The organism is Amazonocrinis nigriterrae CENA67 (assembly GCF_016056305.1).
GTDB lineage: Bacteria > Cyanobacteriota > Cyanobacteriia > Cyanobacteriales > Nostocaceae > Amazonocrinis > Amazonocrinis nigriterrae.
The window spans coordinates 1-12,673 of sequence record NZ_JAECZC010000049.1 but is presented as its reverse complement, the minus strand read 5'-3'; the positions used below and the strand labels follow the sequence as shown (position 1 = coordinate 12,673).

Sequence of the window (12,673 nt, the reverse complement as noted above, 5' to 3'; positions counted from 1 at the left end):
ATATAGCAACCTCAGCCGAATTGCTTGATGCTGACTACAGTTAGAGGCATACAGCTGTACGCCCCTACAGTTAATCCATGTGTCGCAAAGATTATTTAAATCGGTACCAATGCCCAATTCCCAAAGCGGCGGCAGATCAACCTCAACCACCCGCAAGGAGATGGACTTTCCCGCCGCTTTCGATGAATTCTTGACCTTTTTGCTGTCCATGCTGATAAATAGCAGCTAAACCCTCTTCAGTGGCTTTTGTAAAATCAACGCCTAATTCTTTGGGGTCTACATCTGGTTTAATAATATGGATATTGACTCCTTGATAGCTTTCGGGAATTGCTTGTGTTTGAAACATATCTCGATATAGAGTGCCTGGTTCATTAGCGATCGCAATTACTTGTTGATATCCTTGTTCAACCATTTCTATTGCTGGACACAAACAGGTGTAAGAAGCATCTACAAAAGGCTTTCCCCCTATCCAAGCAGCAATATCCCAAGCATGAAGCATCCGCGAAGAAGCATAAGCGACTTCTTCAAAGTTACCAGCATCTAAACGCAACTCGTGTCTGGAGTTACTAACACTAAACAAAACCGGCTGCAAGTGTTCATCCACCCAACTGCGGTCTTTTTTCCCAGCGGCTACTAACAAGCGTTTCCCCAAACGTCTCGCCTTTTGACTTTGAGTTTCGTTAGCAGCACTTTCAGAAACTACAGCACTAGTAGCAATAAAATATGGTGGTGTTTCTGGTGCAAACAGTTGTTCTTTTGGCGGACTGCACTTGTTAATTCCCGCCAGCACCACCTGACTCATACCCACATTTGCTTGCTTGAGTAGCTGTAAGCCACCAAACCAGTAATCTACACCCAAATCTGTTGTTTTGCCAATAGCAGCCCAAGCAACGGGTATCACAGAGGAAGACGCAGCAGCATAAGCATCTCCTCTAATTTTGCCTGCTTCTAAAGCACTTAACACACCGTGAGCAAATGCACCTTTAAAACTACCTGATGCACAAGCAATGGCTAATGACTTGCTAGTTGTTTTCATTTTATTTGTTTGCTTGATTCAACTTGTGTCGATGTAGCTTCACTAAAACTCTGACTCGCCGCTTGAATTGTTCAAAATCTTCTGCACTTATTTCTGTTTTCTGCCATGCTGGACGTTGCATTAAACGCTCATACCAAGCTTGAAGCTCAGGGTAATCATCGAGATTAATACCTAACCTCGGCAATAAAGGTACTACAGCTCCCGCAACGATATCTGCTAATGTTAATTGTTGACTGCCAAAGAAAGTCCCAGTGCCTAAAGCAACTGTGAAAAATTTCAGTACTTGATCTATATGCTGTTTAGCTTCTGCAAATTGCGGTGAGTCTTCACTTTCATAAATGAGAGAAATCACTTTGGGAAACAATTCATTAGCTGTTACCATTTGTACCATCCGCACCGTTGCTAATTGCTGAGGATCGGTAGGTAGCATTGCAGGTGTAGGATATTTACTTTCTAAGTAGTCCAGAATTGCCAAAGATTCTACAACTCGAAAACCGTCATCCACTATCACAGGAATGTGATGAAAGGGGTTAATTTGCAGAAAATTTGGTTTTAATTGATCACCATTTAGTTTAACCAATACCGTCTCAAAAGGAATTTCCTTTTCTAACAAGGTGAGCCATACACGGCGAACATTAGGCGAAACAGGGTTGTAGTAAAATTTGAGCATAGAAAATCCTGAATTTACGAATTATTAATTGGTAAAATTTGCTGAAACTCTAAATATTTCTTATGCAATTCCTCTGGAATGGGAATAGGACGATTATTCTGTAAATTAACAAAAGCACCCTTCTGTGTTGCTAGTGCTGCTAATTCATTGAAAGCGGCGGGAAACCCCATTCCTCGTGGATGGGGAGGAAAGCCGCCCCGCCGCTTTGGTAATGGGTAATGGGTAATGGGCCAATTACCAATTACCAAATTCCTCGTTGCTGACAATTCCTGCAAAGTCGATGTCATATGTCCTTACAGGTATTTCTAATACTACTTATAGTGGTCTGTGCTGTTTGTTAGTTGCTAGCATAATTGTGCATTATTCTGATTTTAAGACCGAATGGTCTGTTAATTTCTAAAAAATTTGAGCTATATCAGCTCAGAATTTCATACCAGAGATTTAAAGATGACTTTCTAGGTATTCATTGAGATGATTAATTGCCCTTTGTATATGAACTGAATCTTCGTATAACTTGCTCATCATGATAGCTCCTTCTAACATTGCAATGATGATAGTGGCGATTTCATCAGCATTTACCTCAGAGCGAATTTCGCCCTTTTTAATTCCCTTTTCCAGAATTCTACAAATCAGGTGTCGCCAAGAGTTCATCGCCTGTTGAGCGCGTTCTTTTAATATGGGATGAGCATCATCACTTTCAACAGCAGTATTCAGTAGTGGACATCCTCCCTTAATCGGTGGGTTGTCTACATAGTTGCGAAAGATATCAATCATTGCCTGCAAGCGTTCAACTGCATGGTGTTTGTTTCGCAATGCTGCTCTATTATGTTGGTTGATGCGGGCGATCGCAAAGTCAAAAGCCTGCAACGCTAGCTCATCTTTGCTTTGGAAGTGATTATAAATTCCTCCTTTCTGTAATCCAGTCACACGCATGATATCTGACATGGACGAGCCAGCATACCCCTGTTGGTTAAACAGTTCGGCTGCTTGTTGCAGAATTCTAGCTTTGGTTTCTTCGCCTTTAGACATCACAGTGTTACCGACCGATTGGTCTGATTGAGATTAACATGACGAGTGCGTGAAAGTCAAAGGTTATTTGCCTTGTTACTTTAAATTGCCTTTAGAGTTTGGGCGATACAGGAAAACTCTATGGTTCAGGCAGTAGAAAAATCTGCTATTTATGCGCCTCCATGTAAGCGCGTAACAACGTATTTATCTGTGTTTGATATCCACGCCCTTGGGACTTAAACCACTCCAGTACATCACTGTCAATACGAAGTGTAAGTTGAACTTTGTTTTTAGCAACAGGTAAACCCCGTCGCACTACTGCCTTAGCAAACATTTCTGGTGTAATCTCTGGGCAATCTGATAAATCAATATCTTCATCGCTCATTGCATCCAATCGTTGCCAATCAGTTTGAGAGTTGCTCGAAATAGATTCGTTGTTCATACTTAGTAGCTTTCCTTGCAGAAATAATACGGGTACAGTCTTCTCGCTCGGTATGAACAACAGCAATTACTCGCCCTTGCAACAAACCAAACGTGACAAAACGCTGCTCTCCGTAGCTGTAGCGATCATCCTCAACTGTTAAAGTATCTCCATGAAATACATTTGGGATGTCGATAAAATCAATCCCATGCTTTAGAAGATTAGCAAGGCGCTTTTCTTCATCCCACTCGTATTGCATGACTTGACAACATCTACAATAATCAATTGTAGTTACATTTTGTCATTACAGCCACCAAGATTGTGCGATCGCCTGTAGGTTAGGTCGAATATTTTTGATATTTGAGATAACGGTGAGTTAAGCTTACGGCAGGGATGCGATCGCATACCCTCTTGCTTGCACTTATAAGACAGTAGCTACAAGACTTTACACTTTTGTATTAAAGGTCATATACTAGCTTGCCTTCAAGCTGAATAGCTTCAACCTTAGTTTTTAAAAGAGATTCAAAAGAGTTTTCGCTTTCTAAGAGAAGTACTAACTCCTTTAAGGTGAAAAGCACAATAATTTTTTGATTAAGTGCTTTTTGGATATTAATAATTGTTGCATCTGTATACCCGGATGCTGAAATAAAAATACCACGAACATCACTTCTCTCAAAAAGCCGCATTACATGCTGTGCTACTTCTCCAGGGCCTAATGCTTCTTTCCACCATTTCATTTCAATAAGATAAAGATGACTATTGACCTCAATTGCTCCGTCAATTTGCTGAATTACTCCTTCATTATTTTCGCCTTTTATAGTGAAAGATTCTCTAACTAAAATTCCCTCGCTCTCAAAGAAACGATTCAAAACTCCCTCTAATTGCTTTCCTCGCTTTTTAGTGTCAGTTTCTTGGTAAAGAGCGCTCAACTCCGATTTAATATTCTGTCGTTTTTCTCTCTTTTGCTTAAGCTGTTCAAGCCTGGCTTCTTCCTCTAATTGGCGTTTCTTCTTGTCTTCCTCAAGCCTAGATTCATAATTCTGTTGTAATCTTGTAAAAGAGTCCTTAACATTTACTAACTCTCTAACTTTAGCTACTAACCCCATAGCTGGTATTTGATCGTCAGGCCAGCATCCTGAGAAATCGTTAAACTCAACAACTCGTTTAACTATTTCTCTCCTTTCACGGAGTGCAGCATCACCAGCATCATTAAGCCGTACCAATGCTGTTCTAGCAATCTCATATTTATTAATACTGCTTGCATCTTTCTGAACTTTTTCGTTGAGATCTGCCAATAGCTTTTGATTAACCCCAGCACTAGAGAAGAATATTATAACGTCTTTCTTTCTCTTGCAAAGCTTTGGAATAGTATTTACGAGTAAATTCAATAAATCAGGTTGAAAATGATAGACTTGACCGCCCATGCTTAAAATTTTTAGTGACGATAATAGAGGTTAGTTTAGTCTTAGTGAAATAACCAATGACTAACTGATAGCATGAATTATATCTTTTTCAATTAAGTACCTGCAAAAAAGTAAGTACTTGTAATCAATTTATTATACAAAAAATTTTGTGTATTTTCTAGATTTATACCGTGTTTGTAGGGTGCGTTAATACACAAGCGTCAAAATTGGGATAACAAGGTAACAAACTCAGTTGCTTTAACAATCTCAATATTTTGATACCTTGCTAGAGTCAAAAGATGTTTATCGCCTGTAACAATATGCGTTGCATTACCGACTATGGCACACTCAACAACCATATTATCGTCTGGATCATCTGGTACTGCCTGTAATGTCGCAGAAATTTCAACTAAACGAGAACAAGTACGTATCTCTTCAACCGCCGCTTGTGCCATTTCCTGAGAAAACCTGAACTTGAGTACCAACTTTTCGGCAAACTCATTGAGGATTTCCTGACAAATCACAGATTCAACTTGTCCAATCTTTGCCAGTGCTAAACACCGAAACGGATTGCTAGTTGTAGACAACAAAGCAGAGATCAAAATATTGGTATCAAAAACGGCAACGTATCGTACTAATCCTCATGCACGACTTCATCAACGAAAGTTTCGCGCTCTTCTTCGGTCATTGTATCCCAGTTATAACCTCGTTCTTGAGCGATAAGTCTAACTTGATCAACTCCATAGCGCGATAATGATTCCCACTGCCCCCATTGTTGCAAAAGTAGAAATTTAAACAGTTCTAATTGCTGTTCAGTGGGTAGCTGTTTGATTAATTCAATTACTTGCTCATTGGTTAGCTTTAGTGTGGGCATTTTACATATTTGTAAGTTTATTGTGTTACCACTTCTAATTTTAGGCAAAATTAGGGCTTTAGCTGTAGAGTGTTTGATAAATCCAGTTTTAACAGCATTAGGATTAGTCAGTTGGATAAATGCAGGTATATTTACTGAAATTTATTTATAAAAACAGGTTTACGAGTCGCAAAACCTAATTTACGAGTCGCAAAACCTAGTTTACGAGTCGCAAAACCTAATTTACGAATCGCAAAACCTAGTTTACGAGTCGCAAAACCTAATTTACGAGTCGCAAAACCTAATTTACGAATCGCAAAAGTTAGTTTACGAATCGCAAAACCTAATTTACGAATCGCAAAACCTAATTTACGAGTTATTTAACATTGTGGTGCGTTGCGCTTTGCGACAACGCACCCTACATTAGAGTTGCGATCGCTCCCCATTTCGTTAATAATTTGGCGATACAGGACATACTGCTCTAATGCTGGCTCTAATGGTGTTAATACAAATTACTGTATATCGTCTGGATTTATGGGTTTGAAGGAAAGTATCTAAACTAATTCAGTTCTTTAATATTATTCATCACTTGTTGGTACAAGTCGTTGTTATTTTGACTTTGAAAGATGGCTGCTGCTTGTTGTAAGTCTTGGATTGCTCCTTGTTTGTCTCCTTGAGCTGCACGAGCATTTCCTCGGTTATTGTAGGCTGGGCCAAAGTTGCGATTGAGGCGAATGGCTTCAGTATAATCTTGAATCGCTCCTTGTTTGTCTCCTTGGGCAGCGCGGGTATTGCCTCGATTGTTGTAGGCTATGGCTGATTTGGGGTCGAGGAGAATAGCTTGATTGTAATCTTCAATCGCTCCTTTTTTATCTCCTTGGGCTGAGCGAGCATTTGCTCGGTTATTGTATGCTTCGGCGTAGTTGGGTGAAAGGCGAACAGCTTCGTTGTAATCTGAGATTGCTCCTCTATTGTCTCCTAATGCCGCGCGGGCATTTCCGCGGCTGTTGTAGGCTTCGACATCGTTGGGAGTCAGGCGAATAGCTTCGTTGTAATCGGCGATCGCTTTTTGTTTGTCTCCTAAATCAAAGTAGGCTAGTCCCCGCCCTTTGTAAGCAGCACTATATTTAGGATTCAGGTTAATCGCTTTAGTATACGATGCGATCGCGCCAGTAGAATCGCCTTTGACATGCTGACTCTGGCCCTGAATGTATAATCTCCCCGCTTGGGATGTTGTCGCTACACGACGACTAGGAGGAGTAACCCCTATTTCTGTCACTAACACATCTTTGTTATTACTGCAAGAAACGCTGGTAATTGCGCTCAGTGCGGTAACCACAGCTATGGTCAATGTTCTTTTAACTCTCACCCGCTTTTGCTCAAATAACCGCAGTTTCATAACTTACTCTAAACAGCCATTACACCTAGATTAAATTAGCATCAATTTTAAGTTCATTCTGCAACCAAAGTACTGATTCTAACTTTTTGTAGATGTACCAAGTCAATTGACATGCCCACTTCATAACCTCTAGGTTTAATTAACATTTATTTGCTAGATTAACCGGGAAATTCCAAGAATAAATTCTTTAGTATAAAACTTTTCACTTCAAATATTCTCTATTTATTATTTGTTGGATATAAGTTGTTTATGAACTAGCAAATATGATTGTCTTATGTTATTTATTATACTTTTTAATCAAAATTTTAAACAATATCAAATTTTTGCTAAACGAATCACAGAGAGGTTGTTTGTCAAGTATCAACAATTTTGATTGAGAGTATAATTTTTGTTTTATCAGTATTGTTACAAAGCTTAAGACACTATATTTTTTGCTTGACACTACTTTCCATTTCCAGACAAGTGCCGCGGCCGCTGCGCTCCTACTGTATCAGGTACTAAATTAATAAACAGACAAAAAGCCGATGTCTGCGACAAGCCGCCAAGAGCGTCTACGCTCAGTCACCAAACCATGGAAATACATAAATTTTTCTTAAAAAGTTATGAGTTTAGCGGAAAAATGCTGTATGTCTACGAGTTTTTCTAGCATAACTTTGCAATACTTAATTTATTTCTAATTAAAAATAGTAAATATAGATTAAAAATAATAAATAATATAATAATTCATGAAGTTAAATACGCTATATTAAGAGTATGCTTAATCATTGAAGCCTAGTTGAAAAATCAGGTAACTAAGTGTAAACAAAGTCCATCAATTTTAGTTATTTGTCATATATTTAGAGCTAATAACTAAATAATTAAAAATTTGTTTGCACTAACTTACTTACTAGGTTGTTGAGTCAGGCGTTGAAAACCTCAAATAAGCCAAGCAATTAAGAGCAAACACCAAAGCAACCTTAACAACAGAAAGTAACAATGATAGAGAAAATTTTGCTAGCGGTTTCTGGCTTGGGACATGCAGAAGAAATGCTCAAGACCTTGAAAGAAATACCATCAATACAACAAGCAAAAGTTACAGTTTTGCATGTTGTTCCTGCCCAAAGTACTGCTGCCGCTATGACAGATAAATGGGAAGAAGGTGGTAAAATTCTGGCTAATGCCATTCAGACTTTGAATTTAGATCCTAGCCAAGTTTCTTCGATTTTGCGGCAAGGCGAACCCAAGGATGTAGTTTGCCAAGTAGCAGATGAAATTGACGCTGATCTAATTATTATGGGTTCACGCGGACTTAAGCGTCTGCAATCGATTTTATCGAACTCAGTGAGTCAGTATGTTTTTCAGCTATCTTCTCGCCCGATGTTGCTGGTTAAAGATGACATTTATGTCAAAAGAATTAAGCGCGTGATGGTGGCGATGGATAATTCCGATGCAGCTAAACATTGCTTGAATTTAGCTTTGTTCTTACTGAAAGACATTCAAGGTGGTCAGTTAATTTTGACTCACATTACTACAGATTTGCGTGGTAAAACATCGGAAATTAACGAAATTATTCCAGACAAAAATTCACTTTTAGCACCAGCAGTTGCTGAAGCGCAAAAATACGGTGTACCAGTTCGTTGTTACACTAGTAGCGGTAAACCGGCTGAAGAGATTTGTCGCTTGGCAAACGAGTTGAACATCGACTTATTATTGATTGGTTCTCCAGACCGCCGTCCATCGGTAGCTAAAAGCTTTGTTGATATAGACCGACTAGTAGGTGCTTCTTTGTCTGACTACGTTCGAGTCAATGCCACTTGTCCTGTGTTGTTGGCGCGGACAGTTGCTTAAGGTCAAAATAAATTTAGCGGTTGATAAACAAAAACCCCTACACCATAGATGTAGGGGTCTTTATTTAATGCACAAAGTTTTAGCTATCTTTTTTACCTTCGCGGCTAGCAGTTTGGATGTACAGAATTATTAAAAACACGGCGGGTACTAGCACGAACAGAATGCTCGCTACAAACCCAAGGTCATTAACTTGCATGGCTTGAAAGCCTCTCTTTAATTTTGATTTCCAGTCAACAACTTTAGAATAGCATCATCGATGCCAGTATTAGCTCAAATTTTTTACAGAGTTAAGGCTTTGTCACCACGCTTACAGGGCCATTCACTAAAGTTTGACAGGCAAGGCGGTAATTAGCAGGCTTTTTCTTTAATTTTCGGTTTTCTACATCTGTGGGATCAGAAAGATTTTCTATTCCTTCGACTATTTCAACAATGCAAGTACCGCACTGACCGTAGCCGCCGCAATTGGTCATCTTGCCAAACAATGTATATATATCAATGCCATTTTGAATTGCTTTTAGTCGGAGATTAGCACCATCTGCCGCGATTACTTCTTTATTTTCTTTAACAAATTTGATATTACCCATAGCCGATAGATTCCTCGTTGACTGTAAACGTACCTGGAAAGGCTGAGTTTTTAATAGGCTTTCTACCTATCTTACTTAATTTCTCGAAAAATATTACAAAATATTAATAATTATCAAGTTTAAAGAAGATAATTTTGCAAAAAAATAGGACAGGAACTTTAGCCTGTCCCAGCAATTGACAATAAATTAACTTACCTAAATCCAACAGCTGCTTGCCAAACAAAAGCAAGTAACAAGAAGAAAACAGGAATAACTGGGAGAACGTCTACCAAAGGGTCAAAGATTTGGTAAGCTTCAGGCAGTTTTGCTAATAAAAGTGCTGCTTCCATGTTCGTTTAAATCCACCTAATCCAACACAGCTTTCATAATTGAGATGTATCTTAACATGGTTTGGTCATTGGTCATTAGTCATTGGTCAGTTGTCAGTTGTCAGTTGTTATTTCTCCCTCATCTCCCTCATCTCCCTCATCCCTGATCTCCCCTGCTTCCTCAAGCCACTGACCAAATTCTGTAGGAAAGCGATCGCTCAATATTGATTCTCTGATCTTTTGGGTAAAACGAATCAGTTCGGTAATGTTATGAATGCTCAATAATGTATAAGCTAAAATCTCTTGCGATCGCACTAAATGAGATATGTAAGCGCGGCTGAAATTTTGACATGCATAACAAGGACAAGTTTCATCTAATGGTGCAAAATCTTCACGAAACTTAGCATTTTTTAAATTCCAGCGATCGCCTTGTACCATCGCTGTACCATGTCTTGCCCAACGGGTGGGAATCACGCAATCAAATAAATCTATACCAGAGGCGATAGCGATCGCCATTTCCCGATAAGTTCCCACACCCATCAAATAACGCGGCTTTTCGGGTGGTAGCAATGGTGCTGTAGCTTGCACAATCTGAGCCATCAATTCTGGCGGTTCTCCCACACTCACGCCACCAATGGCATATCCAGGCAAATCCAACTTAGCTAAAGCCACAGCCGCTTGAGAGCGTAAATCTAGATACACGCCACCTTGAACAATCCCAAATAGCGCCTGATCGCTACGAGTATGAGCCGTAATGCAGCGTTCTAGCCAGCGATAAGTCCGATTAGTCGCAGCTTCTACCTCTTGGCGAGTAGCTGGGTAGGGGGGACATTCATCAAATGCCATGATTACATCCGCCCCTAAAGTATTTTGAATCTCGATAGAGCGTTCTGGCGTTAAGTTAATAATTTGTCCATCATGAGGTGAACGAAATGTTACCCCTTCCTCAGTAATTTTTCGCATCTCGCTTAAACTGAAAACCTGAAATCCACCAGAATCGGTGAGCATGGGCCCATTCCAACCCATGAATTTATGCAATCCGCCACCTCCAGCCACAATTGCTTCTCCTGGTTGGAGGTGGAGATGATATGTATTAGATAATATCATTTGCGCCCCAGTATCTTTCAGTTGAGCAGGGGTAACGGTTTTGACATTCGCCAGCGTTCCTACTGGCATAAACCTGGGAGTTTCTACAGGGCCGTGGGGGGTGAAAAATACCCCGGCTCTAGCTTTTGTCTGGCTACAGCGAGCTAGGGTTTCAAAAGAAAATACAGCACTCATACCATTTTGGATTTTAGATTTGAGATTTTGGATTTGAAACGCTCACTGAGAAAGAGTTTCAAAAATCCATGACAAGTAGCCATAAAACCAAATGGTATTAGGGCAAATCAATATCTGGTTGTTCTTAGTCATGAGTCAAAAGTATTTACAAAGGACTAATGACTAATGACAGTCGTAAACCAGATAACAAAGCAATTATTTAAAATGAATCAGAACAATCATCATCAATTTCCGCATCCCATCTGGCTGAGAGGACTTGCTCCATCATCGCTTCTATAGCGCTAACATTCAAGTTCCGCTCCCTTCGCTCTTGTAGAGGGGTAGAAAGGGGAATCAGGCGTAGACACATACCTTCTTGCATCAAATCAAAGCATGTTTCCTGCTGTACCGACAGCTTCAGTTCCAGATAATCAAAACTACAAACATTCAGGTAAAGCGCACTGTTAGCAACCAAGGTAGACCGTTGCGGGTTGGCAAACACTTCCATCACATCCCCTTCACCCTCGCTCTGTAGCTTGCCTTCTTGGGTGTAGATGTAGTGGACTCGACCTAAATCAGCCAGCAATCGGCGCATGTCGAGCTTATTCACGATAATGCCCGTGTTCACAATGCATGGAGCTGGTATCCTGGCGTCGGGTAGATGATGACTCATAGGAAATTAGGAAATGAGCGAAGGTGAGTTACAACACAGCTTACATAATCAATTGAACAGCTTGTTGGTCTCCTACATTTAAAAAAATATCAATTTTGTGGCGCGATCGTCTAACAATCTAGGCTAATTTATTCGTTGAAGGATAGAAAGGACGACTTTTTTAGTGAAATTCTAGTTGACTAGAATCTCTTAACGCCGAGTTAATTTTAGTACATGAAATCTTTATGTTACCGAAACCAGCATAGCAAAATTTTTTGAATGAATCTTTAATCACAAGCAAACTTATCCAAAGCTTTAAAAACTGCCGCTGCTGATTGTAACGCAATTTTCAGCGTCATTGGTGCAACTGCCTCTTAATGAATATAACCCATATGTCACATCAGTGTTGGTGGTGGAAAAAGCTCCTTTTAAATATATATTCTAGTATATTATTTTACACCTCAATTCCTCTGCCTTATCTAAATGGATTAGATTTTCAAGGGGTAGCGCATATTGCACCGTTTGTAGGGTTGGTGATTGGGGTAATTTTGGGGTTGTGTGATGCAGGAATGAATTATCTGGGTATGCCAGTGTTAACTCGTAGCGCGTTAGTAGTAAGCATTTGGATTGCTATTACTGGAGGATTACACTTAGATGGGGCAATGGATACTGCCGATGGTTTAGCAGTGGGAGATCCAAAGCGGCGACTAGAGGTGATGGCAGATAGCGCTACAGGTGCGTTTGGAGCAATGGCAGCGATCGCGATACTATTGCTGAAAACAACAGCCTTAACAGATATCTCAGAAAACCGTTGGCTGATGATGATGGCGGCTTGCGGTTGGGGACGCTGGGGACAGCAACTAGCAATTCTCCGATATCCTTACCTCAAACCTACAGGTAAAGGCGCATTTCACAAACAAGCCATTCGTTCATACAAAGATTTATTACCAGGATTGCTATTACTGTGCAGTTTGAGTGGTTTACTTTGGCTATTAAATGGCAAACACCTATTTTTGGCTTTGGGAATGATATTTACTGGGATTGCGATCGCCACTCTTACCGGAGCATGGTTTAATCACAAATTAGGCGGTCATACAGGAGATACATACGGCGCAGTAGTTGAGTGGACTGAAGCCTTGTTTCTCTGTGTGCTAACCACTTTGGGAAGTTAGGAGTTAGAAGTTAGAAGTGAGGAGTGAGGAGTTAGAAGTTAGGAGTTATTTCTCCCTCATCCCCCTCATCCCCCTCATCC

Annotated in this window: 16 protein-coding genes and 1 pseudogene; 2 read left to right on the top strand and 15 right to left on the bottom strand. The window is 40.1% G+C overall.

Annotation, left to right across the window (positions count from 1 at the left end; translation table 11 throughout):
• Positions 1–142: 142 nt before the first annotated feature.
• The 10 genes and pseudogenes from I8748_RS21040 to I8748_RS20995 all read right to left on the bottom strand — a co-directional run bounded on the left by I8748_RS21040 (position 143) and on the right by I8748_RS20995 (position 6,790).
• Positions 143–1,036, bottom strand: coding sequence for a hypothetical protein (locus I8748_RS21040; RefSeq protein ID WP_198126502.1), 894 nt, complete (start codon positions 1,034–1,036; stop codon positions 143–145).
• 1 nt (position 1,037) lies between these two features.
• The gene (locus tag I8748_RS21035) at positions 1,038–1,706 is read right to left on the bottom strand and encodes a glutathione S-transferase family protein (RefSeq protein WP_198126501.1); all 669 of its coding nucleotides are present in this window, start codon (positions 1,704–1,706) and stop codon (positions 1,038–1,040) included.
• A gap of 14 nt (positions 1,707–1,720) precedes the next feature.
• Positions 1,721–1,993, bottom strand: coding sequence for an acyl-CoA thioesterase family protein (locus I8748_RS21030; protein WP_225896494.1), 273 nt, complete (start codon positions 1,991–1,993; stop codon positions 1,721–1,723).
• A 154-nt stretch (positions 1,994–2,147) separates the two neighbouring features.
• A complete protein-coding gene (locus I8748_RS21025; RefSeq protein WP_198126500.1) occupies positions 2,148–2,735 on the bottom strand; it encodes a TetR/AcrR family transcriptional regulator in 588 nt (195 codons plus the stop codon).
• A gap of 145 nt (positions 2,736–2,880) precedes the next feature.
• A complete protein-coding gene (locus tag I8748_RS21020) occupies positions 2,881–3,156 on the bottom strand; it encodes a BrnA antitoxin family protein (protein ID WP_198126499.1) in 276 nt (91 codons plus the stop codon).
• Positions 3,119–3,394 carry a BrnT family toxin gene (locus I8748_RS21015; protein WP_198126498.1) on the bottom strand — a complete coding sequence of 92 codons (276 nt, stop codon included), beginning with the start codon at positions 3,392–3,394 and terminating at the stop codon, positions 3,119–3,121. Before I8748_RS21015 ends, I8748_RS21020 begins: the two co-directional genes overlap by 38 nt.
• Positions 3,395–3,593: 199 nt before the next feature.
• Positions 3,594–4,559: a restriction endonuclease gene (locus I8748_RS21010; RefSeq protein WP_198126497.1), complete on the bottom strand. Its 966-nt coding sequence runs from the start codon at positions 4,557–4,559 to the stop codon at positions 3,594–3,596.
• Between the two features lie 200 nt (positions 4,560–4,759).
• Positions 4,760–5,149: pseudogene (locus I8748_RS21005) on the bottom strand (putative toxin-antitoxin system toxin component, PIN family); the annotation flags it as partial.
• 23 nt (positions 5,150–5,172) lie between these two features.
• The gene (locus tag I8748_RS21000) at positions 5,173–5,412 is read right to left on the bottom strand and encodes a hypothetical protein (protein ID WP_198126496.1); all 240 of its coding nucleotides are present in this window, start codon (positions 5,410–5,412) and stop codon (positions 5,173–5,175) included.
• A gap of 538 nt (positions 5,413–5,950) precedes the next feature.
• Positions 5,951–6,790 (bottom strand): tetratricopeptide repeat protein, encoded by an 840-nt coding sequence (locus I8748_RS20995; RefSeq protein ID WP_198126495.1) that lies wholly within the window; start codon positions 6,788–6,790, stop codon positions 5,951–5,953.
• A 975-nt stretch (positions 6,791–7,765) separates the two neighbouring features.
• On the opposite strand from I8748_RS20995, the gene I8748_RS20990 reads away from it, so the two are divergent.
• Positions 7,766–8,617: a universal stress protein gene (locus I8748_RS20990; protein ID WP_198126494.1), complete on the top strand. Its 852-nt coding sequence runs from the start codon at positions 7,766–7,768 to the stop codon at positions 8,615–8,617.
• Positions 8,618–8,696: 79 nt separating this feature from the next.
• Here I8748_RS20990 and psbM read toward each other — a convergent pair whose 3' ends face one another.
• From psbM to I8748_RS20965, 5 genes are all read right to left on the bottom strand, one after another.
• Positions 8,697–8,813, bottom strand: coding sequence for a photosystem II reaction center protein PsbM (psbM, locus tag I8748_RS20985; protein WP_009455495.1), 117 nt, complete (start codon positions 8,811–8,813; stop codon positions 8,697–8,699).
• A 91-nt stretch (positions 8,814–8,904) separates the two neighbouring features.
• Positions 8,905–9,201, bottom strand: coding sequence for a 2Fe-2S iron-sulfur cluster-binding protein (locus I8748_RS20980; RefSeq protein ID WP_198126493.1), 297 nt, complete (start codon positions 9,199–9,201; stop codon positions 8,905–8,907).
• A 191-nt stretch (positions 9,202–9,392) separates the two neighbouring features.
• Complete coding sequence (locus tag I8748_RS20975) at positions 9,393–9,530, bottom strand: photosystem II reaction center protein K (protein ID WP_006195022.1); 138 nt, start codon at positions 9,528–9,530, stop codon at positions 9,393–9,395.
• Positions 9,531–9,623: 93 nt separating this feature from the next.
• The gene (tgt, locus tag I8748_RS20970; RefSeq protein WP_198126492.1) at positions 9,624–10,790 is read right to left on the bottom strand and encodes a tRNA guanosine(34) transglycosylase Tgt; all 1,167 of its coding nucleotides are present in this window, start codon (positions 10,788–10,790) and stop codon (positions 9,624–9,626) included.
• Between the two features lie 199 nt (positions 10,791–10,989).
• Positions 10,990–11,442 (bottom strand): hypothetical protein, encoded by a 453-nt coding sequence (locus I8748_RS20965; protein ID WP_198126491.1) that lies wholly within the window; start codon positions 11,440–11,442, stop codon positions 10,990–10,992.
• 371 nt (positions 11,443–11,813) lie between these two features.
• Here I8748_RS20965 and cobS point away from each other — a divergent pair, with 371 nt between their 5' ends.
• The gene (cobS, locus tag I8748_RS20960; protein WP_198126490.1) at positions 11,814–12,593 is read left to right on the top strand and encodes an adenosylcobinamide-GDP ribazoletransferase; all 780 of its coding nucleotides are present in this window, start codon (positions 11,814–11,816) and stop codon (positions 12,591–12,593) included.
• Positions 12,594–12,673: the final 80 nt, after the last annotated feature.

Excerpts from the sequence above, each read along its gene's own strand:
- I8748_RS21020 (WP_198126499.1), bottom strand. The coding sequence starts at position 3,156 with ATGAACAACGAATCTATTTCGAGCAACTCTCAAACTGATTGGCAACGA.
- I8748_RS21035 (WP_198126501.1), bottom strand. The coding sequence starts at position 1,706 with ATGCTCAAATTTTACTACAACCCTGTTTCGCCTAATGTTCGCCGTGTA.
- tgt (WP_198126492.1), bottom strand. The coding sequence starts at position 10,790 with ATGAGTGCTGTATTTTCTTTTGAAACCCTAGCTCGCTGTAGCCAGACA.
- I8748_RS21015 (WP_198126498.1), bottom strand. The coding sequence starts at position 3,394 with ATGCAATACGAGTGGGATGAAGAAAAGCGCCTTGCTAATCTTCTAAAG.
- I8748_RS20980 (WP_198126493.1), bottom strand. The coding sequence starts at position 9,201 with ATGGGTAATATCAAATTTGTTAAAGAAAATAAAGAAGTAATCGCGGCA.
- I8748_RS20995 (WP_198126495.1), bottom strand. The coding sequence starts at position 6,790 with ATGAAACTGCGGTTATTTGAGCAAAAGCGGGTGAGAGTTAAAAGAACA.
- I8748_RS21025 (WP_198126500.1), bottom strand. The coding sequence starts at position 2,735 with ATGTCTAAAGGCGAAGAAACCAAAGCTAGAATTCTGCAACAAGCAGCC.
- I8748_RS20990 (WP_198126494.1), top strand. The coding sequence starts at position 7,766 with ATGATAGAGAAAATTTTGCTAGCGGTTTCTGGCTTGGGACATGCAGAA.
- I8748_RS21000 (WP_198126496.1), bottom strand. The coding sequence starts at position 5,412 with ATGCCCACACTAAAGCTAACCAATGAGCAAGTAATTGAATTAATCAAA.
- I8748_RS21040 (WP_198126502.1), bottom strand. The coding sequence starts at position 1,036 with ATGAAAACAACTAGCAAGTCATTAGCCATTGCTTGTGCATCAGGTAGT.
- psbM (WP_009455495.1), bottom strand. The coding sequence starts at position 8,813 with ATGCAAGTTAATGACCTTGGGTTTGTAGCGAGCATTCTGTTCGTGCTA.
- I8748_RS20965 (WP_198126491.1), bottom strand. The coding sequence starts at position 11,442 with ATGAGTCATCATCTACCCGACGCCAGGATACCAGCTCCATGCATTGTG.
- I8748_RS21030 (WP_225896494.1), bottom strand. The coding sequence starts at position 1,993 with ATGACATCGACTTTGCAGGAATTGTCAGCAACGAGGAATTTGGTAATT.
- I8748_RS21010 (WP_198126497.1), bottom strand. The coding sequence starts at position 4,559 with ATGGGCGGTCAAGTCTATCATTTTCAACCTGATTTATTGAATTTACTC.
- cobS (WP_198126490.1), top strand. The coding sequence starts at position 11,814 with ATGTCACATCAGTGTTGGTGGTGGAAAAAGCTCCTTTTAAATATATAT.
- I8748_RS20975 (WP_006195022.1), bottom strand. The coding sequence starts at position 9,530 with ATGGAAGCAGCACTTTTATTAGCAAAACTGCCTGAAGCTTACCAAATC.